This window comes from Monashia sp. HAY1-11D, assembly GCF_056868035.1.
The window spans coordinates 1,060,184-1,084,806 of record NZ_CP200320.1 but is presented as its reverse complement, the minus strand read 5'-3'; the positions used below and the strand labels follow the sequence as shown (position 1 = coordinate 1,084,806).

The window sequence follows — 24,623 nt, the reverse complement described above, 5'->3', positions numbered from 1 at the left end:
TGACCCCATGCTGAACTACGTCCTCAAGCGCATCGGGCAGACGGTCCTGACCGCCTTCCTGGCGACCGCGTCGGTCTTCGTGCTGCTGCGCCTCGCCCCGGGCGACCCGGCCGCCAACTACGCACCACCGAACCCCACGTCGGCCCAGCTCGAGGCGATCCGCCGGGAGTTCGGGCTCGACCAGCCGATCTGGGTCCAGTTCGCGACCTTCCTGTCACACCTGTTCCACGGGGACGTCGGCACGTCGTTCTTCTTCAAGCAGCCGGCCCTCGACGTCGTCATGGAGCGGCTGCCCTACACCATCACCCTGGCGGTCGCGGCCATCCTGCTCACGACGGTCGTCGCGATCCCGCTCGGGGTGTGGATGGCCCGCCGCGCCAACACCGGTCCCGAGCTCGGGGCGAACATCGCCACCATCGCGGGCCAGTCGATGCCGGACTTCTGGATCGGCTTCGTCCTGCTCATCGTCTTCGCCGTCAACCTCGGCTGGTTCGCGCCGGCCGGGTTCGACACGGTGAGCGCGATCATCCTGCCGACGGTGACCATCGCGATCCTGCAGGTGGCGCTCATCTCGCGTCTCGTGCGCCGAGAGATGGTCGCCAACCTCACGGCGCCCTACCTCACGGTCGCCCGGTCGCGCGGTGTGCCCGAGCGCCGCCTCGTCTGGGGGCACGCCTTCGGCAACTCGGCCATCCCCGTCGTCACGGCGCTCGGCACGCGCTTTGCCGCGATGCTCAACGGCGTCGTCATCGTCGAGGTCGTCTTCAAGTGGCCGGGGGTCGGTGAGCTCGTCGTCAACGCCCTCAAGCAGCGCGACTTCCCGCTCATCCAGGCCACCGTCCTCGTCACCGTCGTGCTCGCGCTGCTCGTGCAGCTCGTCGTCGACCTGCTCTACCCGCTCATGGACCCGCGGGTCCGACTCGGAGAGGCCACCTCATGAGCACCGCAGCCAGCACGGAGGACGTGCCGACGCGCCCGGACCTCGGCACCCGCACGGCGAGCCCCTCGGCCGTGACCGCGCAGCTGCGCCGCCGGTCGGCCGCGGCCCGACGCGCCCGGTACAGCACGATCAAGATCTGGGCCGGGGCGATCAGCGCCGGGCTCGTCGTGGTTCCCGTCCTCCTCGCCCGGTGGCTGCCGCTGCCGGATCCCATCGTGGGCCAGCTGAGCGAGTCGGCCCTGCCGCCGTTCAGCCCCGGCCACCTCCTCGGCACCGACCCGAACGGCCGCGACCTGCTCTCGCGGGTCCTGCACGGCGGGCAGACCTCCCTGCTCATCGGTTGCCTCGCCATCATCGTGTCGGGCCTCGTCGGCATCGCCGCGGGCGCGGCCGCCGGCTACTTCGGGGGCTGGACCGACACCATCGTCTCGCGCCTGCTCGAGGCCCAGATGTCGCTGCCGCTGCTGCTCATGCTCCTGCTCGTCGTCGGCCTCTTCGGCCCGTCGATCGTCGTCATCACGGCGGTCATCGCCTTCGCCCAGTGGCCGGAACCGGCTCGCATCACGCGGGCGCTCGTGCTCGTCGAGAGGGAGAAGCCGTACGTCGCGGCGTCGCGCGTCCTCGGCCTGCACCGGGTCGCGATCATCGCCAGACACGTCATCCCCAACATCCTCCAGCAGGTGCTCGTCGTCGTGCTCCTGCTGCTCGCCCAGGCGGTGCTGCTCGAGAGCGCGCTCGCGTTCCTCGGCGCCGGCGTCCAGCGGCCCTACCCCACGTGGGGCGGCATCATCAGCGACGGCCGGGAGCTGTTCGTCACCGGCAGGTGGTGGCTCGTCACCGTCCCAGGCATCGTCATCGCGCTGCTCGTCGTCGGCGTCAACCTGCTCGGCGACGGCCTGCGCGACCGCGTCCGGCGTTCGAAGGAGGCGTGATGGCCCTGCTCGAGGTCAAGGACCTTCAGGTCGAGCTCATCACCCTCGACCGCGTCGTGCGCGCCGTCGACGGCGTCACCTTCAGCGTGGACCGTGGCGAGACCGTGACGATCATCGGCGAGTCCGGGTCGGGCAAGTCGACGACGGCCATGGCGATCCTGCGGCTGCTGCCCGACGACCTCGCCGTCATCTCCGGCGAGGCCCGCATCGACGGCCAGGACGTCACGGGCAGCCGCAAGGTCATCGACGCCCTGCGCGGCCGGTCCGTGGCGCTCGTGCCCCAGGACCCGATGACGGCCCTCAACCCGATCCGGAGCATCGGCGCCCAGATGGTCGAGGCGGTCCAGGTCAAGTACCCCAAGCTGTCGAAGGCGCAGGCCCGCGAGCGGGCGCTCGCGCTCATGGAGCGCGTCCACATCAGCAACCCGGGCAAGCAGTTCGACGCCTACCCCCACCAGCTGTCCGGCGGCATGCTGCAGCGCGTCCTCATCGCCATGGCGGTCTCCACCGACGCCGACCTCATCGTCGCCGACGAGCCGACGAGCGCCCTCGACGTCACGGTGCAGGCCGGCATCCTCGACCTGCTCCTCGAGCTGCAGGAGCAGACGGGTATCGGCCTGCTGCTCATCACGCACGACCTCGGCGTCGCCCGGCTCATGAGCGACCGCGTCCACGTCATGAAGGACGGCGCGTTCGTCGAGGGGGGCCCGGTCGGCGACGTCGTCGACCACCCGCAGCACCCGTACACGCAGAAGCTGCTCGGCGCGATCCCCGAGCTGGGCCCGTGGGACGACCCCGCCCTGCGTGACCGCGGACCCGGCGAGCCCGACACGTCCCTGCCGGAGAACGCCACTGGGACCGCCGCGGCACCCGTGGTCGCCGACGAGCCGGCCTCGCCGGCGACCGGCCCCACCGACCCGACCGACCCGACCTCGCGCGTCAAGGAGGCGACCCATGGCTGACACGCCGCTGCTCGAGGTGAGCAACCTCGTCGTCGAGTACCGCACCGGCAAGGAGACCTTCCGGGCGGTCGACGACGTGTCGTTCAGCGTGCCGCGGGGCGGGACGCTCGCCGTCGTCGGTGAGTCCGGCTGCGGCAAGTCCACGGTGGCCAAGGCCCTCGTACGCCTGCTGCGCCCCACGTCGGGCTCGATCGTCCTCGACGGCACCGACCTCGCGACGCTGTCCGAGCGCGCGCTGCGCCCGCTGCGGCACCGCATCCAGATGGTGTTCCAGGACCCCTACGGCTCGCTGGACCCGCACCTCACGGCGCAGCAGATCGTCGCCGAACCGGTGGCGGTCCGTGGCGAGCGCTCGAGGAAGGTGCAACGCGACCGTGCCGCCGAGCTCCTCGACCTCGTCGGCCTGCCGAAGAGTGCCCTGACCCGCAAGCCGCCGGAGTTCTCCGGCGGGCAGCGCCAGCGCATCGGCATCGCTCGCGCCCTCGCCTCCGAGCCCGAGCTGCTCGTGTGCGACGAGGCGACAAGTGCTCTCGACGTGTCGGTCCAGGCCCAGGTCATCGAGCTGCTCCGCGAGATCCAGCGCGAGCGCGGCCTGACGTACCTGTTCATCTCGCACAACCTCGGCGTCGTGCGGGCGATCTCGAAGGAGACGCTCGTCATGCGGGCCGGTCGTGTCGTCGAGCATGGGGCCACCGAGGAGCTGCTGGCCCGCCCCCGCGAGGAGTACACGCAGCGGCTGCGTCGCTCGGCGCTCGAGCCCGCCCTCATGACCGGCCTCAAGCCGCGTCACCTCATCCGTCACATCGCCGCCGCCCGTGCGGCAGAGAGCGAGAAGATCGCATGACCGACCTGCCCACCGTCGACCTGCCCGGGCTCGACCGACCGCTCCCGCGGCTCGTGCTCGGCACGATGACGTTCGGCGACACGGTCGACCTCGACACCGCACGGAGGATGGTCGACGTCGCGATCGGGGCCGGCATCACCTCGGTCGACACGGCCAACGGCTACGCCGGGGGAGCGAGCGAGGAGATGCTCGGGGAGATCCTCCAGGGCCGACGGGACGCCGTGACGCTCGCCACCAAGGCCGGCATCTACCCCGGTGACGCGGGCGGAGCGCCGCTGCTGTCGGCGTCCGCCCTGCGGTCCTCGCTCGAGGCGAGCCTGCGGCGACTGCGGACCGAGCACATCGACGTCTACTACCTGCACCAGCCCGACCGCTCCGTCCCGATCGACGAGACCGTCTCCGCCCTGGGCGACTTCGTCAAGGAGGGCAAGGTCCGCGCCATCGGCGTGTCCAACTTCGCCGCGTGGCAGATCGGTGACGTCAACGCCGCCTGCGACGCGCTCGGCACGCCGCGTCCGGTGCTCGCCCAGCAGCTGTACAACCTCGTCGCCCGACGCATCGAGGCCGAGTACGTCGAGTTCGCCACCACGAAGGACCTCGCGACGGTCGTCTACAACCCGCTCGGCGGGGGCCTGCTGACGGGCCGCCACACCTTCACCGAGTCGCCGACCGAGGGGCGCTTCGGCTCGTCGGCACTGTCGACCATGTACAAGGACCGCTACTGGAATGCCGAGACGTTCGCGGTCATCGACGCCCTGTCGGCCGTCGCCGCCGACGCGGGTGTCACCCTTCCCGCGCTGGCCCTGCGTTGGCTGCTGTCCAAGCCGGTCGTGTCCTCGGTGCTGCTGGGCGGGTCCAAACCACATCAGCTGGAGGCCAACATCACTGCTGCACAAGCCGGTCCGCTGGCCGAGGACGTCGTCGCCGCGTGCGACGAGGCGGGCTCGCCCCTCCTGGGCTCGATGCCGGGATACAACCGATGAGCGCGGCGGAGGCCCCTCGGACCGCCTTGGAGCGCAGCCGCGCCCGTGTCCTGGACTACGCCCGACGGGTCCGTTCGCGCGAGCCGATCCTGGGCTACTGGGTCATCATCGACTCGCCGGTGTCGACAGAGCGCCTCGCGCGCGTGGGCTGGGACTACGTGTGCTTCGACGCCCAGCACGGCCTCCTCGACTACAAGGGCATCCTGTCCGGGATGCAGGCCATCGACGCCGGGGGCGAGTCGGTGGGCATGGTCCGGGTCGGCGCCAACGACCCGTTCCTCATCGGGCAGGCTCTCGACGCCGGGGCTGCCGGGGTCATCGTGCCGCTCGTCAACACCGCCGAGGACGCCGCCCGCGCCGTGTCGTACGCCAAGTACGGCCCCGAGGGCATCCGCTCCTACGGCCCGATGCGCTCACAGCTGCGGATCGGCCCGGACCCGGCGGCCTCGAACGAGGCGACCGTCGTGCTCGTGATGATCGAGACCCCCCAGGGCCTGGAGAACGTCGAGCGGATCGCGGCCACCCCCGGTGTCGACGGGCTCTACATCGGCCCGTCCGACCTGCGACTGGCGGTGGGTGGCTCGACCTCGACCGACCCGACCGTCGACGACGTCTTCGAGGCCGCCGTCGAGCGCATCCTTCGGGCGGCGCAGACGGCGGGCATCGCCGCCGGGTTCCACACGCCCAGTGGGGAGGCCGCCGCCAAGCGCCTCGGCCAGGGGTTCACGCTCGCCACGGTGTCCTCCGACCTGGTCCACCTCGAACAGGTGGCGACCGCGCACCTGCGGGCTGCCCGGGGGGAGTCGTGACGCTCGCCGCCGATCCCGTCGCCGACGGCGTCGTCCGGGTGCGGGACGAGGCGACCTTTCCGCATGCCTTCCCGACGGCCCTGCTGCCCACGCCGACCGTGCAGTGCCACGCGGCCAACCTCGCGTGGCTGCCCGGCGGCGACCTGGCCTGCGTGTGGTTCGGTGGGACGCAGGAGGGGGTCGCCGACGTCTCGGCGTACCTGTCCGTGCTGCCCGCCGGGTCCGACACGTGGCGGGCCCCGGTGCGGCTCAGCGACGACCCGACGCGCTCGGAGCAGAATCCGGTGCTCTTCGTCGCCACCGACGCGGAGGTGTGGCTGCTCTACACGGCCCAGCTGGCCGGCAACCAGGACACCTCCGAGGTGCGTCGGCGCATCTCGCGCGACGGCGGCGTGACCTGGGACGAGCCGACCGTGCTGTTCCCGGCCACCGAGCAGGGCGGCGTGTTCGTGCGCCAGCCCCCGGTCGTCCTGCCGACCGGCCGCATCCTCGTGCCCGTCTTCAACTGCGTCACGTTGCCGGGGGAGAGGTGGGCCGGTGACGCCGACACGTCCGGGGTGCGGGTCAGCGACGACGGAGGCTCCACGTGGACCGACGTCGAGGTGCCTGGCTCCCTCGGCTGCGTGCACATGAACATCGTCGAGCGACAGGACGGATCGCTGTGGGCGTGCTTCCGCAGCCGGTGGGCCGACCATGTGTGGGAGACGAAGTCGACAGACGGCGGCAGCACCTGGAGCCGGCCGGTGCCGACCGTCCTGCCGAACAACAACTCGTCGATCCAGGCGGCCGCCTTCGGCGACGGCCGGGTGGCGCTCGTCCTCAACCGCAGCAGTGCCGCCGACGCCACGGCGCGCCGGGTCTCGCTCTACGACGAGATCGACGACGACGGCATCCGGGAGGACGTCCACGGCCCGGTGCTCGCCGATGTGGGCCCTGCACCCGGTTCCGCCGGCGGCCCCCCCTCGGGTGGCCTCGCCGTGGGCGGACCCGCCCGGGTGGACCGCGCCGAGGACCGCCCCAGGGCGTTCTGGGGTGCGCCCCGCGCGCCGATGACGCTCGGCGTCAGCGTCGACGACGGTCGCACCTGGCCGGCGCTGCTCGACGTCGAGACCGGTGACGGGTACTGCCTGTCGAACAACTCGCGCGACGGGCTCAACCGTGAGCTGTCCTACCCGTCGGTGCTGCCCGGCCGCGACGGTGACCTCCACCTGGCCTACACGTGGCACCGTCGCGCCATCCGGTACGTGCACGTGCCAGCCGACGCCGTCGACCGGTTGGTGGCGCAGGCCGGCCGGGCCGATGGCACGCAACCGCCCGCGGACGCGTCGACGCGTCCAGGGTCGACGTCCACCGGGTCGGCGTGACCGGACCGGAGAGCGCAGGCTTGTCGAGCCGGACCCCCGGACCGGCGCCGCGCACCGCCGTCGTCACCGGTGCCAGCTCCGGCATCGGGCTCGCCGTGGCCGCCGAGCTGCTCGACGCCGGGTGGCACGTCATCGGGCTGAGCCGGACCCGTGGGTCCCTCCCGGGCAGCGCCGCGTGGCTGGCCTGCGACCTGACTGACGTCACCTCGGTCAACGACGCCGTCGCGGCGGTGCGGGCGACCCCGGGCGGCGGTCTGGGCGCCGTGGTCCATGCCGCGGGACTTCAGCACTCCGGGCGCATCGGCGCTCTCGACCACGCCGGTGGCGAGCGGATGTGGGCCATGCACGTCCGCGCGGCCGAACGGCTCGTGGACGGGCTCATCGAGCACGTCCACGACGGCGGCCGCGTCGTGCTCGTCGGCAGCCGGACGATGACCGGGGTACCGGGCAAGAGCCAGTACGCCGCGACGAAGGCGGCGCTCGTGGCCCTCGCCCGCTCGTGGGCCGCCGAGCTCGCGCCGCGACGCGTCACGGTCAACGTCGTGGCGCCCGGTCCGACCCGCACGCCGATGCTCGAGGACCCGAACCGGGCGGCCACCCCGCCCGTCCTGCCACCGCTCGGTCGGCTCGTCGAGCCCGCCGAGGTCGCCGGGCTCGTGCGCTTCCTCCTCGAGCCCTCCGGGGCCATGGTCACCGGGCAGACTCTCGTCATGTGCGGGGGAGCATCGCTGCCACGGTGACGTCCCCGACCTCGCGAAAGCGCCACGGTGACGGATCCCCGCTGGGACGCTGGGGAGATGGACACCGTGGTCCGGGACCCGCCACGGCACGGTCCGAGGGCTCGTGCAGGACGGCGTGCGTCACCTTCTCGGGATGCCGTACGCCGCGCCGCCCTTCGGCGCGTACCGGCTCCGACCCCGGGATCCGTCACACCGTGGGACGGCACGCGTGATGCCACCCGCCTCGGACCCGAGCCGTCCCAGGTCGCCGCCCTGTCAGGCAACTCCTGTCAATGGCGGTGGTGGCCATCGCTCTCGTCATACGGGGTGATGCCGTCATAGACGAGCCGCAGCATCATTCCCTGGTCGGCGTGCGGAAGGTTGTGGCAGTGGTTCATCCAGATGCCGGGGTTGGTGGCGCGAAAGGCGACCTCCCAGACCTCTCCGGGCCGTACGTCGAAGGTGTCCATCCACAGCGGGCTGCCGGAAGGCGGCACGCCGTTCCGCGAGAGGACGAGCACGGCGTGGCCGTGCAGGTGCCACGGATGCGTCTCCAGGCTCCGGTTCACCACGGTGAACTTCACGACGTCACCCTCGGTCACGAGCTGGTCGGGGATCGACGGGTGGCCGAGACCGTTGACCGTCTGTGCGAACGCCGGCCTGCCGTCGACCATCGCCAGACCACGGTCGAGCACGATGGTGAAGTGCCGGTCGGCCTTCTCGGGATCGAGGACGCGTCCCACAGGTTGTCCGTACTGGAGCAGGTCCAGCTCCGGCCAGCGTCCGGTGTCCGTCCCTTCTGGCCCCGCTGCCGCCGAGGTGTCGCCAGGACGCAGCCGGAGTCCACCCGAGCGATCGTTGTCGACCAGCAGGGTGACGGTCCGGTCCGGCATGTCGAAGACGACGTCGCACCGCCCACCGGCGGCGAGCCTCAGCGCCAGCCCGCCCACCTCCCCGGGCTGGTGGAGGTCGCGGCCGTCGACGGCAGCCACCCGGAACCTCGATCCCACCACGGCAACGCGATGTGGGTCCGAGTCGGTGTTGACGAGCCGAAGCCGCACCGGCGTGCCCACGGACGCGACGCGATCGGTGAAGCGCACCAGGTCACCGATGAACACCCTGCCGTCCATCGTGTGCAGGGGCAGCGTCAGGTCCAGTGCCCCCGACGAGTCCCCCAGCCCGGCTCGCTCCCCCCGCGGGTGCACGACGAGCGTCCCGTAGAGTCCCCGGCGCACCCCTTCGTGCGATGCCTGGTGCGTGTGGTACCAGTAGGTGCCGACCTGTTCCGCCCGGAACCGGTAGACGAACTCCTCACCGGGGCGCACGGCGGCCTGGGTCACCCCCGGCGCGCCGTCCTCGCCGCAGGCGACGTCATACCCGTGCCAGTGCACGGTGACGCCGCCCTCGATGTCGGCGTTCCGCAGGGTGACCTCCAGCAGGTCACCCTGGGAGGCGACGATCGCCGGCCCGGGCACGCGGCCGTTGTAGGTCCACGCGTCGAGCCGCTCCCCGGAGGCGACTGCGACGTCGGCCTTCTGGGCGGTCAGGACCTCGCGGCGTACGACCCCGCCGGGTGCCGGCGTCGTCGCCCCGCGTAGCTCGGATACCGAGACGCCCCGACGTGGAGACGGACCGGCTCCGTTCCCGTTGTCGACGGTAGGACTCTGCACCAGCGTCAGCCCGAGACCCGCTCCGCCGGCCGTCACCACCGCCGCACCCCCGGCCACGGTGATGAATCGGCGGCGCGAGATGTCGGGCGGTCCACCGGAGCCGGCCGGGTCACCGGCCACGCTGCCCGAGTCCCGGGGGCTCCGGGTGACCACTCCAGCCGTCAGCAGAGCGCACCCGCCGACCGCCGCCACCGTGATCAGGGCGGCGCTCCATGTGACGGGGTACCCGACCAGGAAGGTCACCGCGAGCCCGGCGAGTGCCGCGTAGCCGGCCGTCAGAACGACGACGACACAGCCGGTCGGCAGAGCGGTGGCACCACGACGTGCCCTCAGCATGGCCGGACCGGCGATGAGGACGGCGGCGAGCCCCGTCGAGTACAACAGCGGCAGCCCGATCAGAACCTTCTCCTGCACGAACCACCAGCCGTGCCAGGCCAGCAGTGCGACCGTGACCACCCGGCAGATGACCAGGACGAGCGCAGCACCCATGAGCCAGCAGCCCAGCCGGATACGCCGTTGCGCCACCGCTGCCGCTGTCATGAACCACGCGACCACGCCGAGGAGTGCGACCGCATCGTCCAGCATGATGCTCTGAAGGGTCGTCATGAGGCGGATTCAGCCGTTCCCGAATCGGATTCGTCGACTGGGCGTGACCGGGCCGACCCCTCGGGCCCGACTGCATTCCCGGTTCTGGCTCGCGTCGGGCTCGACAGCTCGCGCGATCGCCGGACGAGCGTCCCGAGCACGGTCGCGATCACCAGCCCGTTGACGGCGTGCAGCCCGAAGACGAGCTTGCCGGCTTGGGTGGCGCCGTCCCCGGACTCATCGAGGCCACCGGCGACCACAGCGATCACCGGCTGCAACAGGGCCAGACCCACGACGAGGGCGGACATCCCCAGCAGCCGCCCCGGCATGCGGGCCACAGCTCCTCCCACCACCAGCAGCACGGCGAGCAGGAGGATGAGGTATCCCAGGGCGCGGTGGGGCGCGAACGACTCGTCGTTGGGCGCGGTGTCGAACGCGCCGCTGCCGGCGAGGAAGAGCTGGACGACGACAGCCAGCATCAGGATCGAGGCCAGCCCCGAGAAGGTTCTGCGCATGTCATTGCTCCTTTCGGATCGCTTGTGTCAGGTGCGGCGCGGGCCTACTGCGAGCTCGGAACCCCTCGGCAGGGCCACTCGAGCCCGGGGCCGTCCGTCGACGTCGAAGCGGGGTAGCCAGCGCTCCAGGTGCGCCGGTAGCCACCACGCCTTCGCGCCGAGCAGGCGCATCACGGCCGGGACGACCAGGCACCGGACCACCACGGCGTCGAGCAGCACCGCGATCGCCATGGCGAAGCCCGTCTGCTGCAGCATCCGGTCGGGGGCGAACACGAAGGAGCCGAAGACCACGACCATGATCGCCGCGGCCGCGGTGATGACTCCTCCGGTGTGCGCGAGCCCCTCACGGGCCGCATGCTGGGCGTCTCCGGTCGCGATCCACGCCTCCCGCATGCGTGACAGGAGGAAGACCTCGTAGTCCATCGACAGGCCGAACACGACGGCGAAGATGAACACCGGCATGAAGGCCTCGATGGGGCCGGCGTCTGCCCACAGCCGGCCGTCCTGGAAGACGAGCTTCATGGCACCGAGGGCCGCGCCGATGGACAGCACGTTGAGGACGGCAGCCTTGACCGCGATCGCCACCGAACGGAACACGCTGAGCAGCAGCAGTGCAGACAGCCCCACAACCACCACGACGAACAAGGGGAAGCGGGTCGAGATGGCGTCGGAGTAGTCGACATTGGCGGCCGTCGCACCACCCACGAGGTAGGGCTCACCGAGCTCCTCTCGCAGCTCGGTGACCAGCGCAGCCGTGGCCTCGTCCTGCGGCCCGGTCGTCGGCTGGGCGCGGATCATGAAGACGCCATCGGCCAGCGGGATGGGCGGGCTCACCCGGTCGGGCACCATGCCGGCGTTGGCGACGATGCGATCGTGGGCGGCCTCCGCCTGCGCGCGCGACCCCTCGGTCATCACGAGCAGGGGACCGTTGGCCCCTGGCCCCAGCTTCTCGCTGACCAGGTCGTATGCCGCCCGCGTCGTCGTGCCCGCCGCGTCGTTCCCGGCGTCGTTGAACCCGAGCTGCAGGCTCAACGCGGGAGCGGCCAACGCCCCGAGCGCGATGAGGGACACGACCAGCGCCGGCCACGGTCTGCGCTGCACCCGCCAGGCCCACCGGCGCCAGCGCTCACCAGGATGCCGTCCGGTCTTGGCCGCATGCGTCCTGACCCGCTTCTCGATCCTCCTTCCGAAGACCGTCAGCAACGCCGGCAGCAGGGTCAGCGAGGCGACCATGGTCACCAGCACCGTGATGGCGACTGCGGTCACCGTGCCCTCGAAGGCCGCGATCCCGAGAGCGAACATCCCGAGAAGCGCGAGGATCACACTGGCACCCGCGAACAACACCGAACGCCCAGCGGTGTCGAGCGCCGTTCGCGTCGCCTCGCCTCGATCGGCTCCTCGCAGCAGCTCCGTCCGGAACCGGCTGAAGACCAACAACGCGTAGTCGATTCCGACCCCGAGACCGACCAGGACGAGCAGCGACAGGCTGTAGTCAGGGATGGCGATCAGGTGAGACAGCAGCGCCACCAGCCCGAGGGTGCTTCCCACCGCGAACAGCGCGCTGATCAGGGGAAGGCTCGCCGCGAGCAACGAGCCGAACATGAAGACGAGGATCACCAACGCGGCGAGCATCCCGGCACTCTCAGCACTGTTGCCTCCGGCGCGCACCACCTTCCGGATGCCGGTGCCCGCGAGCTCGACCTGCAGGTGCTCGGACGAATGAGCCTGGGCCACCGCGATGATCTGCCGGTAGGTGGCCGGCGGAGCACTTCCGCGTTCGCCGTCGAGAGCCACCTCGACGAGCGCGAGGGTGCCGTCGGCCGACACCGGGCCCTGCGTCGGGTGCGGCGGGATGACCGCCTCCACGTGCTCCACTGACGACAGCTCACGGGTCAGGGCGCCGAGATCCAGGTCGGCGTCCCAGCCGCGCTCGTCGTGCAGCACCACCGTGACGCTGTCCCCCGTCTGCTCGGGAGCGTGCTTCTCGAGCAGCTGCGCCACCTGCTGTGACTGGGTCCCGGGCAGGGAGACGTCACTCCCGTTGTCGTAGCCGTCACCGACTGCCCGCGCCGCGACCGTGACGCCGATCAGGAGCACGACCCAGCAGAGCAACGCTGTCCAGTGGTGTCGCTGGGCGAATCCGGCGAGCCGCGCCAGACCGGTGCGCCTACCGATCCGGCCGGGTGCCCGGCGTGCGTTCGGGTCCACGGCACCCTGCGGCGGCTCACCGTCGCAGTCGTCTTGTCGGACAGGTGGGGACAGGTCGGTCACGGCAGCCTCCATGGGTGGGTTGATGCCCTCGATCGTGGCGTCGCCTCAGCCCGTGGGTCCTCGGCCAAGAGATGTCAGTGTCTACGCAGCTCGACGTAGCCGAAGGGCACCCGAATGCGCTTCTCTACGTGGCTGACCACGCGTCCACGAGGAGTCGCGTTCTCCTCGGGGTGCCTATGATCGCCGCATGCAGCGGAGTGTCGAGAGCTACCGCCTACCGGTGTGGGCGCAGGAGCTGTCGCTCGCCCTGTTCATCATCGTCATGCAGGTCCAAGGGACGATCTCCCGAGAGACAGCCGACCCCGCGTCGGTGGCGCGTCCCCTCACCGACCTCGGGAACCTCGGATACGCGCTGCTGATCGCGAGCGGTGCCGTCGTGGCGGTCCGCCGCCGCTGGCCCGTGGCGGTTTTCGTGACCACCGCCCTGACCAGCCTGACCTACTACACGCTGGACTTCCCGGACGGACCCGGGTGGCTCGGTCTCTTCGTCTCCCTCTACACGTTGACCACGCTGGGCGACGGGCGGCGCTCGCTCTTGATCGCCGGCGCGGGAGTCTCCGTGCTGACCATCGGCTGGCTGGTGGCGGCCAGGGACGTGGAGCCCCGCGCCGCCATCGGTTGGGTCTTCTTCCGCATCGGCGCCTCGGTGATGAGCGCTGCACTGGGAGAAAGCGTTCGGTCGCGGCGGGTCGTCGCGGCCGAGGCGTTGGAACGAGCCGAGCTGGCGGAGCGCACGCGGGAGGAGGAGGCGCGGGCGCGCGTGGACGAGGAGCGGCTCAGGATCGCGCGCGAGGTCCACGACACGGTTGCGCACGCCATCGCGATCATCAATGTGCAGGCCGGCGTCACCGCCCACGTCCTCGACCGGAGACCGGAGCAGGCCCGCGAGACGCTCGAGGCCATCGAGCGGACCAGCGCCCGTGCGCTCCGGGAGATGCGGACCATCCTCGACGTGCTGCGGGACGACAACGACGCGCGCGTTCCCGCTCCAGGCCTCGAGCAGATCGACGACCTCGCCTCGAAGGCACGCGACGCGGGTCTCGATGTCACGCTCCAGAAGGGCGACCCTCCGGTGCAGGTGCCGAGTGCGGTCGGCAGCGCCGTGTACCGGATCCTGCAGGAGTCCATCACCAACGTGATCCGGCACGTCGGTCCCACACGCGTCACCGTGTCGCTGGACTGCGACGCCGACACCATGGAAGTCCGGGTGACCGACGAAGGACGCCGGGGCGGCCGGGCGCTGACTCCTCGGGGCACCGCTCCGGACGACGCGGACCAGGCTGAGCACTCCGGGGAGCGGGACGAGACCGGCCGCGGCATTCTCGGAATGCGTGAGCGGTGCCAGCTCCTCGGCGGGGACCTCCACGCACGACCGGTGCCCGGTGGCGGTTTCGAGGTCACTGCACGGCTTCCTCTGCTGCCAGCAGGGATGGCTCGCGCATGAGCCCGAGTGCCCGGGGCCGGGACGGCAAGGAGATCCGGGTCCTGCTCGTCGACGACGAGGAGCTCGTGCGGTCGGGCTTCAGGCTCCTGCTCGACCTGGAGAGCGACATCGTCGTGGTCGGCGAGGCCACCAACGGTGCCCAAGCGGTGGAGCAGGCTCGGCTCACCCGACCCGATGTGGTGGTCATGGACATCCGCATGCCGAAGGTCGACGGCATCGACGCCACCCGGCAGCTCGCCTCCATCAACGGCCTGCACGACGTCAAGGTCCTCATCCTGACCACGTACGACACCGACGCGTACGTGTTCGAGGGTCTGCAAGCGGGCGCCAGCGGGTTCCTGCTCAAGGACGCCGGGCCGGCCGAGCTCCTGCACGCCATACGGGTGGTCGCCGCCGGGGACTCGCTGCTCGCTCCACGCATCACCCGACGTCTCATCGCCCAGTTCACCGCACACCGAGCAGCGAGCGTGGCAGCCGAGGACCGGCTCGCGGTGCTGACCGATCGCGAGCGAGAGGTCGTGGCTCTCGTCGGACGAGGCCTGAGCAACGACGAGATCGGTGCCGAGCTGTTCCTCAGCCCGGCCACCGCCCGCACCCACGTCAGCCACGCCATGGTCAAGCTCGGTGCCCGAGACCGTGCGCAGCTGGTCGTCATCGCCTACCAGACAGGCCTCGTCAGCCCCTAGGCGCCGTCTGGTCGCTGCCCAAGACCAACCGCACGAGAACGGTCCCGTTCCCGCCGTCATTGGCTGCCGGCCTCGTCGACGTCACGTCGCACGACCTGAGGCACGCCGCCGCGCCGGCGCTTGACGGTCTGAGGCCGACGCGCGAGAGAGTCGAAGGGTGCAGACAGCGCCTGACCTGCGCAGATGTGTGGTGGGCCCCGTCGGGCTCGAACCGACGACCAGCGGATTAAAAGTCCGACGCTCTACCAACTGAGCTAGAGGCCCGAGGGGTCGGCGTGAGAAGCAGCTTCCCGGCCGGCGTGATCGGAACACCAGCCGTGCGCGTCGCTGCCGAGCGCGACCCCCAGCGCAAGTATGCCTCAGGCGGTCATGGGGCAGGCACTGCCCACCGTCGTCCAGGGACCCGCGAGGAGCCCCGAGACGCGTCGGCCGGCTCGCCGTTCGACGAGCCGGCCGACGTCGGAGCCGGTGCGGGTTCAGCAGGGGACGATGTTGTGCTCGGGGCCGAAGGGGAACTTCGTGATGTTCTCGGCGCCGTCCTCCCCGACCACGAGGATGTCGTGCTCCCGGTACCCGCCGGCACCGGGCTCGCCGTCCAGGACCGTGATCATCGGCTCCATCGAGACGACCATGCCGGGCTCGAGCACGGTGTCGATGTCCTCGCGCAGCTCCAGGCCCGCCTCGCGGCCGTAGTAGTGCGACAGCACCCCGAAGGAGTGCCCGTAGCCGAACGTGCGGTTCGGCAGGAGGCCGTGGCCGACGTAGATCTCGTTGAGCTCTGCGGCGATGTCCTTGCAGACGGCGCCGGGCTTGATCAGCTCGAGGCCGCGGCGGTGCACCTCGACGTTGATCTCCCACAGCTCCAGGGAGCGGGCGTCGGGCTCGCCGAGGAACAGGGTCCGCTCGAGGGCCGTGTAGTAGCCGGAGGTCATCGGGAAGCAGTTGAGCGACAGGATGTCACCGCGCTGCAGCCTGCGGGTGGTCGCCCAGTTGTGGGCGCCGTCGGTGTTGATGCCCGACTGGAACCAGACCCACGTGTCGCGGATCTCGCTGTCGGGGAAGGTGCGTGCGATCTCGTGCACCATCGCCTCGGTCCCGATGAGGGCCACCTCGTACTCGCTGATGCCCTCGCGGATCGCAGCCTTGATGGCCTCGCCGCCGAGGTCGCCGATGCGGGCGCCGTGCTTGATGACCTCGATCTCCTCGGCGGACTTGATCATCCGCTGGCGCATCGCGTCCTGGGCCACGTCGACGAGCTCGGCCCCGCCGAGGACGGCCTGCAGCCTGGCGTGGGCGTCGAGCGAGAGCGTGTCGAACTCGACGCCGACTCGGCGTGCCGTGATGCCGCGCTGGGCGAGGGCCTCCTGGACTCCGTACTGGAAGTTGTCGCGGCGCCAGTCGGTGTACACGATGTTCTCGCCGTAGCTGCGCCGCCACGGCATCCCGGCGTCGATGTTGGCGGTGACGGTCACCTGTTCGGTCGGGGTGACCACGAGGGCGTACGAGCGGCCGAAGTACGTGAAGAGGAAGTCGGAGTAGTACTTGATGCCGTGGTAGGAGGTCAGCGCGACGGCATCGAGTCCCTTGGCGGCCATGATCCGGCGAAGGCCGGTCAGGCGACGCTCGAACTCGGCGTCGGAGAAGGTGAGCGGGACCTTCGCGCCGTTGTGCAGCTCCTTGAGCCGCTCGAGCTCGCTGACCGAGGTGACGGGGGTGGCGATGGACATGGTGTATCTCCTTCAGAGGGTGGTGAATCCGGGGACGGCGTGAGCCAGGTCGGTGCGTGACGGCTCGGCATCGGGTCGGTGGCCGGGCTCGGCGCCGGGTCGATAACCCAGCTCGACACCGATCGACGCCACGAGCGCGGCCGAGGTGCGCTCGAGGAGCAGGCGCCCTGCGCCCACGGATGCCGCGGCGGCCGAGGAGAGGCAGCCCGAGGCGGGCGTCAGCTCCGGACGGACGGGCAGCCGGTCGTAGCGGGGCAGCTGGGCGGCCGGCAGGTCCATGACGCGGTCGAGGTGGACCAGCTCGGGGTGCAGGTGCAGCATCAGCGAGGTCTCGAGGACGCCGCCGTGCTCGACGTCCCAGCCGGGGAACGCGCCGCGGTAGATCTCCTCGATCGTCTCGTCGTCGACGAAGTCCCAGTAGGACAACAGGACTGCCGAGACGTCCTCGCCGCGCCGCTGCAGCTCTGTCGTGGCCTGCTCGACCCCGTCGTAGAGGAACTGGTAGTTCTCGAAGTGGCCGTTGACGAAGACGATCCGGCGGGCACCGTGCCGCGCGAACTCCAGCGTCAGCGTCCGGGCGATGGCGATGACGGTCGTCGCGTCGAGGCTCGTCGTGCCGGCCAGGTGGTTGCCGCCGCCGGAGCGCTGCTGCGACTTGTAGCCGTACACGACGGGCGCCGCGACGACACCGTCGACGGCCTCGGCGAGACGCCCGCTCATGGCCTTGGCGAGCATGACGTCGGTCTGCAGGGGGAGGTGGGGTCCGTGCTGCTCGATCGCGCCGACCGGGACGATGACCGGTGCTCCGCGACCGATCAGCTCGCGGTAGGTGAAGGCGTCGAGCTCCTCCATGAGGACGGTGGTGGGCATGGCTGCTCCTGGGCGGGTTCTCGGGTGTGCGGGCAGGGTCGCGCGCTGCGGCGGGTGGGGTCGGGGACGGCCCCACCCGCCGCGCGGTCGGTGAGGTCGTCACCGCAGGGGCGCAGGGACCTCGGCCGGGGTCGTCGCCGGCTGGCCAGGGGCGTCCACGTGGTCTGCGTCGTGGACGCACGCGTCGCCGTGGTCGCGCAGGTAGTCCTCGTCGGCCAGGTCGGTCTTGATGCTCAGCGGCACGCCGTGGTGGATGCGGTCGCGGAACCGCGGGTAGCCGAGGGCGAGGTAGAGCAGCCCGGAGGTCAGCGTGCCCGCCAGCCACGACAGGTCGACCCCGCCCATGGCCGTGGCGGCCGGGCCCTGGAAGGCCGGGAGACCGCCGTACATGAACACCCATGTCATGGAGAGGCCGCAGAGGAAGGCGACGATCGCCGACCAGTTGACGGACTTCAGGCGGGTGTCGCGGGGGTTGACGAACAGGTAGCCGAAGGTCTTGTGACGGCGCTCGAAGACGAAGTAGTGCACGGCCATGATGCCGCCCCACGTCGCCACCCAGGCCGCGATGGCGATGATCCAGTTGTCGAGGAGCGTCGCGAAGTCCTCGGCGAAGAGGAAGCCGATGACGGCGCACATCGAGAGGCAGCCCACGATGACCGAGAGCTTCTTGCGGCCGATGCGGATGTCGAGCGCCTGGAACGCGACGCCGAACGTGTACAGGTTGATGATGTTCGTGGCGATGGGCCCGTGGATGACGAGCAGGATGACCGGGATCGCCATGGCGCCGAAGCTCTTGACGACGAGCTCACCGGGGTCGGCGGTGCCGTGCATCGTCGCGAGGCTCGCACCGAGCACGCCGAGCCACACGACGGGCAGGAACTGGCCGAGGACCGAGGTGAGGTAGAGCTTCCACTGCGGGATGCGCTTGGAGACGAACCGCGAGTAGTCCGGCGCGTACGTGAACCAGCCGATACCCCAACCGATCCCGATCGCGGTCATGATGCCCGACATGGCGGCCCAGCGCTCTCCGCCGGTCAGCACCTTTCCGGGAGGGCCGGCGTAGCCCCAGTCGATGGGCAGCTGGGTCCAGGCGATGACCGACATGACGATGAGCACGATGATCGTGGGCGGCATCGTGATGCGCTCGAACTTCGCGATGGCGCTGTAGCCGCGGTAGCAGATGCCGACCTGGATGCTCATGATCACGGCCGCGACGCCGATCTTCCAGGCGAGGTTGGACGCGTCCGGGTCGACCCAGCCGATCTTGGCGAACAGCGCCATGACGAGGTCGAGGATGACCCACGTGTTGACGGCCGACCAGCCCACCGCGACGACGGCCTGGATGGCGGCCGGCAGGTAGGCGCCGCGCCGGCCGAAGGCGCCGCGGGCCAGGAGCATGCCGGTGGCGCCGGTCTTCTGCCCGAGGAGGACGAAGAAGCCGAACCCGACCATGCCGATGATGTTGCCGACGACGAGGACGGTCATCGTGTCGGCGAAACCGAGGCCGAGCTGGATGCCGAGCGCGCCGAGGATCCAGTTGATGGGGGCGACGTTGGCGCCGGCCCAGATCCAGAACTGGCCGGACACCTTCGTCGTGCGAGCAGACTCCGGGACGGGCTGGAGCACGTCTTCGACGGTGTGCGTCACCTCTTCCGAGGTGCTGTGCGGGGAAAGGCTCATGTGGGGACTGCTTTCGTCGTTGAAACCCCTGCGGATGAATGCCGGCTGCCGACAACGGTAGGATCCGCATTTCCTCCCTTCCAGCCTCAGAGTGTCGCCTGTGACAACGTCGATGGGTGACAACCTGTCGCCGGCACTGGGATCGTGGCCGGTATGTCCCTGCTTCTGAGTGAGATCCTCGACAGCGGCGTCCTCGCCCCGGGCGCACCACGGGTGGTTGCCGGGGAGCGCGCGGTCGCCACGAGTCGCGTGCGCTGGGTGCACTCGAGCGAGGTGCTCGAGATCGCGCCCCTGCTGTCGGGCGGAGAGCTGCTCCTCACCGGCGGCGTCGCTCTCCTGGCGCTCAAACCCGCTGCACAGGTCGAGTACGTCTGGAGCCTCGGGCGGCGGGGCGTCGCCGCGCTCGCCGTCGAGACCGCCGGGTCCGGGCGGCACCTGCCGGCCGATCTGGTCGCGGCCGCCGAGGAGGCCGGCCTGCCGCTTCTCGAGCTGCGTCAGGTGGTCCCGTTCGTCGAGGTCGCCGAGGAGGTCAACCGACGGATCGTCTCCGCGCAGGTCGCCGCGCTGCAGGTCGCCGACCAGCTGTCCCGCGCGCTCACCGAGCGCATCGCGAGCTCCGGGACGGCCCTCGAGCCGTTGCTGGCCGTCATCGCCGAGGCCCTCGACGTCCACGTGCGCGTGCTCGACACCCGCGGCGGCCTGCTCGCGGCGGCCGGGCCCGAGCCGGACGTGGAGACGTCCGGTGACGGCGGTCGGCTGGGCGCCGAGCTGCAGGTGAGCGGGATCGGCGTCGCCCGGCTCGAGCTGCTCGGTGGCGTCGGAGCCGACGTCGAGACGCTGGAGACGGTGCTGGCCCGGGTCCGCAGCATCGTGGCGCTGGCGCTCGCTCGGCACAGCCGGCCCAGCCTCGCCAGGCTCGCCGAGGACGAGCTGGTGCGGCTCATCGGGGCCGGTGGGGGAGGCGAACGCCTCATCGAGCTGAGCCAGGCAGGCGGCATCGACCCGGAAGGACCCCTGGCGATGGCGGTGGTGCGACGCCCTGCCGACGGGCGCGTCGACACCGAACAGCGGACCCGGCGGGCCTTGCCCTCCACGCTCGTCGTGGCCCACGGGGAGTGGCTCGAGATCCTCGTGCCGCTGCGGGCGCCCACCCGGGCCGAACGCGCCCGGGCTCTCACGGCGCTGCGGGCATCGGTCGCGGGCACCGGGCTCACGGGTGCTCTCGGCCCGACGGCGCGGACCCTGCGCCAGGCGTCCTTCTCGCTGTCGGAGGCGCGCACGACCTGGCGGCTCGGCCGCTCGGCGAAGGGCTTCGGCACCGTGTACGACGCCTCCGACTTCCTCGTGGAGCGGATGGCCGAGCGGTCACTGTCCCGAGGCGTCGTCGATGCGCTCGTCGAGGAGGCGCTCGGCGAGCTGGTCCGCCTCGACCAGCGCTCCGGCGGCGAGCTGGTGAGGACGCTCGACGTGTGGATCTCCACCGGGTGCAACGCGACCGAGGCGGCGCAGCTGCTCTTCCTCGAGCGTCAGTCCCTGCACAAGCGGCTCCGCCGGATCTTCCACGTGCTCGGTGGCGACCCCCGAGGGCAGGGGCAGCTCGCAGCGCTGACGCTCGCGGTCCGGCTCGCCCGCGGCGGCGCCCAGCTGCGCGAGGACCCCAGACCGTGACCGCACCGAGGGCCGTCGTCGCGGCGGGCGGTTCGTCGAGGACCACGACCGGCGTCGTCGACGGGAGTCTTGCGAGAATCTTGCGAAACACCGCGGGGTGATGGCCCATTACGGACAATCGGCATGTCCCAGCCCGACGGCCCCGGAGTCCAGCATGTTCGCCAGCCGCTCACGCCAGAGTCGTCGCGTCCGCCGTGAGCGCATCGCGCCCGCCCGCCTCGTCATGACGAGCCTCGCGATCGTGTCCGCCGCCGTCGGGGTGCTCGCGACGGCACCAGCCGCATCCGCTGCCGCTGCGGCGGCTGCCGCGGCGACGCCGGTCGGCGCCGACACCCGGGCCCTGTGGGTGTGGGACACGAGCACGCCGGGCGCGACGGTCGACCTGGCGGTCCGGACCGGCATCGACCAGCTCTTCGTCGCCGTCCCGCCGAACGTCAACACCTCGAGCCGGCTGCCCGAGCTCAAGGACCTCGTCGCCCGCGCCCGCGCCGCCGGCATCCGCGTCGACGCGCTCGGCGGTGACCCCGGCTGGGTCGACAACCCCTCGTGGGTCGTCACCTCCTGGCTCAAGCCGGCCAGGAACACCGGGCTGTTCACCGGCATCCACGTGGACGTCGAGCCGTACACGACACCGGCGTGGACCACATCTCGGTCGACCGTCGTGGCGAAGTACCTGACCCTCATCGACAAGCTCAGGGCGAGCGCGGGCACCTCCCCGATCGAGGCGGACATCCCCTTCTGGTTCAACGAGGTTCCCGCCACCGGCGCAGGTGGCAGCGCCTCCACGCTCGACCGCGAGATCATGAGGCGCACCGCCGGCGTGACGGTCATGTCCTACCGCAACACGGCCACGGGCCCCGACGGCACCCTCGCCATCGCCGCGGCCGCGCTGACCGCCGGGGCGGCGCTCGGCAAGCCGGTGCGCCTCGGTCAGGAGACCACCTACCTCGGCGACACGGCCGTGGACACGAAGCAGACGTTCTTCGGCTGGACGCGCACCGACATGGAGACCCAGCTCGCCGAGGTCACCGCCGGGGCGTCGGCGTACGCGACGTTCGCCGGCCTCGCGCTGCACGACGCCTCCGGCTACGCCGCGATGGCGCCCTGACCGACGCCTCGGTCGCACCTGAGAGGCTGGGACCGTGTACGTCAAGGTGTGCGGGCTCAGAGATGCCGACATGGCCCGGGTGGCCGTCGACGCGGGTGCCGACGCGGTCGGCGTGGTGATGAGCGAAGGCAGCCCACGCCACGTGACGCCGGGCCGGGCCCGGGCCGTGGTGGAGGCGGTCGACGGCCGAGCCGACACCGTGCTCGTCGTCCGGGAGATGCCGGTGGAGCGCGCGGTGGAGGTCGCCTCGGAGCTCGGGGTCAGCGTCATCCAGCTGCACGGCGGGTACACGCCGCACGACGTCGCAACGGCACGAGCCGGGTTCGGCCGGGTCTGGCGGGCGACGGCCTTGACCGACACGACCGACGTCGTGGCCGGGGCCTGGGGCGAGGAGCTGCTCCTGCTCGACGCGCCGGTGGCCGGGTCGGGCAGCACGTGGGACCTGTCGGCCCTCGAGCGCCGTCGGCCCGTCGGGCGCTGGCTGCTCGCCGGTGGCCTCGACCCGCTCAACGTCGCCGGAGCGGTGGCGGCCGCCCGACCCTGGGGCGTCGACGTGTCGAGCGGGGTGGAGTCGAGCCGCGGCGTCAAGGACGCGGACCTCGTGCGCGCGTTCGTCGCCGCGGCACGCGGCATGTCGGAGCCCCGCTGACCGATCCGGAGCCGGCCGGGGTGACCATGGCGGGTGCGTCGTGGGTAGGCAGTATGCAGGGCCCCTCGACGATGCCGGCATCGGCCATCGGCCCCAGGTCCGGGCGGTTCTGACCGTGAGCCGTCCGGGCCGCCGGTCAGGCCCCTGGGCGTCGAACCGGCCGGCGCGCGGCCGAGCATGCCGCCGAGGTCGCAGCGGAGGGTCGGTCCGGAGGGTTAGCCTGCCGAGATGAGCGATGGCGACCACCGCACCCCGCGCCGTCCGGCGTTCTTCAGCCCGTCGGCGCTCGAGGCCCACGGCGGGGCCTACGACCCGACCGAGGAGATCCTCGTCGCCCACGAGACCGCCCGCGCCCTCGTCCACGCCGGGCGCGCCGCCGCCGACCCCGCCGTCACCACCAAGCTCGTCGCGCTCGTCGACGAGATCGGCCTGTCGACCATCGCCGAGCTGTGGTCCCAGCGCCCCGGACGCAGCCTCCCCGGGGCGCTGTGGCGGCTCTACGTGCTGCGCGAGTGGGTGCACCGGGCCCCCGACGACGCCAGCCGTGAGTACCGCGCCGGCATCCGGTTCACGGGCCCGAACCACGCCGTCGCCGGGGCCGCCGAACCGCCCGGGCCGCAGGAGGTCAGCCGGCTCGTCGACGAGGTCCTCCGCGGGGTCTTCGAGGGTGACCTCGCGGTGGCGCTCGAGCGGGCCGCCGCGTTCTGCCGCGTCGTGGCGGCAGGCCGGGCCGACACCGGCTCCGGCGACGCCAGCGCCGAGCAGGCGGCCAACGTCCTGTCGATGGGGGAGGACCTCGCCGCGTCCGCCCGGCTGTGGCGCGCAGACGCCCTCGCCTGACCGGCCGGCCACGCCGGCACGGGCCCGCGGGGACGGGCACGTATCCCCCGCATCTTGGTGATCGCCGCAGAGGCGCCTATCCTTGATTGCGCGTCGGGCCGCGGTAGCCCCGGGTCCCAAAATCCGCCGCTACGAGCGGCCCAGTGCCGAGAGGCGCTCCCGGCCCGACGTCACACCGTCACCGCGCTCGGTCGCGCTCCGCACCCGGTGTCCGATACCGGGCCGGCAGCGCCCCGCTGGGGCAGGAAGGGGGCCACGATGAGCGGCCTGGGTCCACCCCCATCGGCCTCATCCCGTTCCCTTCTTCCGCGCCCGGGACGCGTCGTCCGGATCTACGCTGGGCAGATGACGCCCGAGGAGGAGCGGTCGGCCGACCTGCTCGATGTTGCACTCCGAGACGAGATCGAGCTCGTCTCCGACCTCGTCGTCGCCGCCTCCGGCAGCGAGCGTCACTTCACCCAGGCCGAGATCGACGAGCTCCTCGGTCTCAGCGAGGACGCCGTCCCGGGCGTCCCCGCTGCGGCATCGTCCGGGCAGGACGCCACGAGCAGCGCCTCGCTGCCCGATCCGCCCCAGGCGCCGGGCGCCGTCGTCGGCGACGCAGCCTCCGGTTGAGACCACCGCGGGCCGACGAACGCCGGGTGAACGCCTGGTGGAACCGCGATTGCGCCGCACAGCGAACTTGCCCGTAGCATCGTCCCCGGACCAGACCCCGACTCGACCGGAGCACGCCCGTGGGTTTTCGCCTCACACCCCAGGACACGAGCTTTTTCTCGCTCTTCACCTCCTCGGCCCAGATCCTCGTCGAGGCCACCCGGGAGCTGACTCGCTTCCTGGAGGACGACCCGTCGAAGCGCCAGGCCATCGCCGAGCGGCTGCGGGAGTTCGAGCACGCCGCCGACGACGCCACCCACGAGCTCATCAACAAGGTGAACAGCTCGTTCATCACGCCGTTCGACCGCGAGGACATCCACAACCTGGCCGCGTCCCTCGACGACTGCATGGACCTCATCGAGGAGACCGCGGACCTCATCGTGCTGTACCGCCTCGGTGACATCCCGGAGGGACTCGCCGACCAGTTCGAGATCCTCGCGCGGATGGCCGAGGTCACCGCCGAGGCGATGCCGCGCCTGCGCTCGCTGCAGGACCTCAAGAGCTACTGGATCGAGATCAACCGCCTCGAGAACCAGGCCGACTCGCTGCACCGCCAGATGGTCGCCAACCTCTTCAACAACTCACCCGACGCGGTGCACGTCATCAAGGTCAAGGCGATCGTCGACGGCTTCGAGAACGCGGCCGACGCGTTCGAGAAGGTCGCCCACGTCGTCGAGGGCATCGCGGTCAAGGAGTCCTGACC

22 protein-coding genes and 1 tRNA gene are annotated in these 24,623 nt (G+C 71.4%); 16 read left to right on the top strand and 7 right to left on the bottom strand.

The genetic code is table 11. The annotated features are described in order from the left end of the window. Positions 1-7 precede the first annotated feature (7 nt). Genes AC1VM9_RS05040 through AC1VM9_RS05005 form a run of 8 tightly spaced genes read left to right on the top strand, consistent with a single transcriptional unit; the run spans position 8 to position 7,574 of the window. Positions 8-940, top strand: coding sequence for an ABC transporter permease (locus AC1VM9_RS05040; RefSeq protein ID WP_481342603.1), 933 nt, complete (start codon positions 8-10; stop codon positions 938-940). After that, positions 937-1,872 (top strand): ABC transporter permease, encoded by a 936-nt coding sequence (locus tag AC1VM9_RS05035; RefSeq protein ID WP_481342605.1) that lies wholly within the window; start codon positions 937-939, stop codon positions 1,870-1,872. Before AC1VM9_RS05040 ends, AC1VM9_RS05035 begins: the two co-directional genes overlap by 4 nt. Continuing rightward, positions 1,872-2,834 (top strand): ABC transporter ATP-binding protein, encoded by a 963-nt coding sequence (locus tag AC1VM9_RS05030; protein WP_483121524.1) that lies wholly within the window; start codon positions 1,872-1,874, stop codon positions 2,832-2,834. Before AC1VM9_RS05035 ends, AC1VM9_RS05030 begins: the two co-directional genes overlap by 1 nt. Next, positions 2,827-3,678, top strand: a complete 852-nt coding sequence (locus AC1VM9_RS05025) for an ATP-binding cassette domain-containing protein (protein ID WP_483121522.1) — start codon at positions 2,827-2,829, stop codon at positions 3,676-3,678. Before AC1VM9_RS05030 ends, AC1VM9_RS05025 begins: the two co-directional genes overlap by 8 nt. Then, positions 3,675-4,661, top strand: a complete 987-nt coding sequence (locus AC1VM9_RS05020; RefSeq protein ID WP_483121520.1) for an aldo/keto reductase — start codon at positions 3,675-3,677, stop codon at positions 4,659-4,661. Before AC1VM9_RS05025 ends, AC1VM9_RS05020 begins: the two co-directional genes overlap by 4 nt. Next, the gene (locus AC1VM9_RS05015) at positions 4,658-5,470 is read left to right on the top strand and encodes an HpcH/HpaI aldolase family protein (protein WP_481343818.1); all 813 of its coding nucleotides are present in this window, start codon (positions 4,658-4,660) and stop codon (positions 5,468-5,470) included. The genes AC1VM9_RS05020 and AC1VM9_RS05015 overlap by 4 nt, the downstream gene beginning before the upstream one ends. Further along, positions 5,467-6,834 carry a sialidase family protein gene (locus AC1VM9_RS05010; protein WP_483121518.1) on the top strand — a complete coding sequence of 456 codons (1,368 nt, stop codon included), beginning with the start codon at positions 5,467-5,469 and terminating at the stop codon, positions 6,832-6,834. Before AC1VM9_RS05015 ends, AC1VM9_RS05010 begins: the two co-directional genes overlap by 4 nt. A gap of 20 nt (positions 6,835-6,854) precedes the next feature. Continuing rightward, complete coding sequence (locus tag AC1VM9_RS05005; RefSeq protein ID WP_483121516.1) at positions 6,855-7,574, top strand: SDR family NAD(P)-dependent oxidoreductase; 720 nt, start codon at positions 6,855-6,857, stop codon at positions 7,572-7,574. 269 nt (positions 7,575-7,843) lie between these two features. On the opposite strand, the gene AC1VM9_RS05000 is transcribed toward AC1VM9_RS05005, so the two are convergent. Genes AC1VM9_RS05000 through AC1VM9_RS04990 form a run of 3 tightly spaced genes read right to left on the bottom strand, consistent with a single transcriptional unit; the run spans position 7,844 to position 12,420 of the window. Then, positions 7,844-9,829 carry a multicopper oxidase domain-containing protein gene (locus AC1VM9_RS05000; RefSeq protein WP_483121514.1) on the bottom strand — a complete coding sequence of 662 codons (1,986 nt, stop codon included), beginning with the start codon at positions 9,827-9,829 and terminating at the stop codon, positions 7,844-7,846. Then, entirely contained in the window at positions 9,826-10,323 is a 498-nt protein-coding gene (locus AC1VM9_RS04995; protein ID WP_483121512.1) for a DUF6220 domain-containing protein, read from the bottom strand. The genes AC1VM9_RS05000 and AC1VM9_RS04995 overlap by 4 nt, the downstream gene beginning before the upstream one ends. 27 nt (positions 10,324-10,350) lie before the next feature. Continuing rightward, the gene (locus AC1VM9_RS04990; protein ID WP_483121511.1) at positions 10,351-12,420 is read right to left on the bottom strand and encodes an MMPL family transporter; all 2,070 of its coding nucleotides are present in this window, start codon (positions 12,418-12,420) and stop codon (positions 10,351-10,353) included. 361 nt (positions 12,421-12,781) lie between these two features. Between AC1VM9_RS04990 and AC1VM9_RS04985 the strand changes: the two genes are divergently transcribed. Together AC1VM9_RS04985 and AC1VM9_RS04980 are read left to right on the top strand one after the other, a co-directional pair. Continuing rightward, entirely contained in the window at positions 12,782-14,038 is a 1,257-nt protein-coding gene (locus AC1VM9_RS04985) for a sensor histidine kinase (protein ID WP_483121509.1), read from the top strand. Beyond that, positions 14,035-14,724, top strand: a complete 690-nt coding sequence (locus AC1VM9_RS04980) for a response regulator transcription factor (protein WP_483121507.1) — start codon at positions 14,035-14,037, stop codon at positions 14,722-14,724. The genes AC1VM9_RS04985 and AC1VM9_RS04980 overlap by 4 nt, the downstream gene beginning before the upstream one ends. Positions 14,725-14,912: 188 nt before the next feature. Here the strand turns inward: AC1VM9_RS04980 and AC1VM9_RS04975 are convergent. The 4 genes from AC1VM9_RS04975 to AC1VM9_RS04960 form a co-directional block, all read right to left on the bottom strand. Next, positions 14,913-14,988 (bottom strand) — tRNA-Lys (locus tag AC1VM9_RS04975). A gap of 212 nt (positions 14,989-15,200) precedes the next feature. Further along, a complete protein-coding gene (locus AC1VM9_RS04970) occupies positions 15,201-16,451 on the bottom strand; it encodes a M24 family metallopeptidase (protein ID WP_483121505.1) in 1,251 nt (416 codons plus the stop codon). A gap of 12 nt (positions 16,452-16,463) precedes the next feature. After that, positions 16,464-17,321 (bottom strand): creatininase, encoded by an 858-nt coding sequence (locus tag AC1VM9_RS04965; RefSeq protein WP_483121503.1) that lies wholly within the window; start codon positions 17,319-17,321, stop codon positions 16,464-16,466. Between the two features lie 99 nt (positions 17,322-17,420). Then, positions 17,421-19,001, bottom strand: a complete 1,581-nt coding sequence (locus AC1VM9_RS04960; protein ID WP_483121501.1) for a purine-cytosine permease family protein — start codon at positions 18,999-19,001, stop codon at positions 17,421-17,423. Between the two features lie 153 nt (positions 19,002-19,154). Here AC1VM9_RS04960 and AC1VM9_RS04955 point away from each other — a divergent pair, with 153 nt between their 5' ends. From AC1VM9_RS04955 to AC1VM9_RS04930, 6 genes are all read left to right on the top strand, one after another. Further along, complete coding sequence (locus AC1VM9_RS04955; protein ID WP_483121499.1) at positions 19,155-20,669, top strand: PucR family transcriptional regulator; 1,515 nt, start codon at positions 19,155-19,157, stop codon at positions 20,667-20,669. 154 nt (positions 20,670-20,823) lie between these two features. Next, the gene (locus AC1VM9_RS04950; RefSeq protein WP_483121497.1) at positions 20,824-21,777 is read left to right on the top strand and encodes a hypothetical protein; all 954 of its coding nucleotides are present in this window, start codon (positions 20,824-20,826) and stop codon (positions 21,775-21,777) included. Positions 21,778-21,811: 34 nt separating this feature from the next. Continuing rightward, complete coding sequence (locus AC1VM9_RS04945; protein ID WP_483121495.1) at positions 21,812-22,426, top strand: phosphoribosylanthranilate isomerase; 615 nt, start codon at positions 21,812-21,814, stop codon at positions 22,424-22,426. Positions 22,427-22,654: 228 nt separating this feature from the next. Beyond that, positions 22,655-23,266 carry a hypothetical protein gene (locus tag AC1VM9_RS04940; RefSeq protein ID WP_481343597.1) on the top strand — a complete coding sequence of 204 codons (612 nt, stop codon included), beginning with the start codon at positions 22,655-22,657 and terminating at the stop codon, positions 23,264-23,266. 345 nt (positions 23,267-23,611) lie between these two features. Beyond that, entirely contained in the window at positions 23,612-23,881 is a 270-nt protein-coding gene (locus tag AC1VM9_RS04935; RefSeq protein WP_481343596.1) for a hypothetical protein, read from the top strand. A gap of 119 nt (positions 23,882-24,000) precedes the next feature. Next, a complete protein-coding gene (locus AC1VM9_RS04930; RefSeq protein WP_481343595.1) occupies positions 24,001-24,621 on the top strand; it encodes a DUF47 domain-containing protein in 621 nt (206 codons plus the stop codon). The last annotated feature ends 2 nt before the right edge of the window (positions 24,622-24,623 follow it).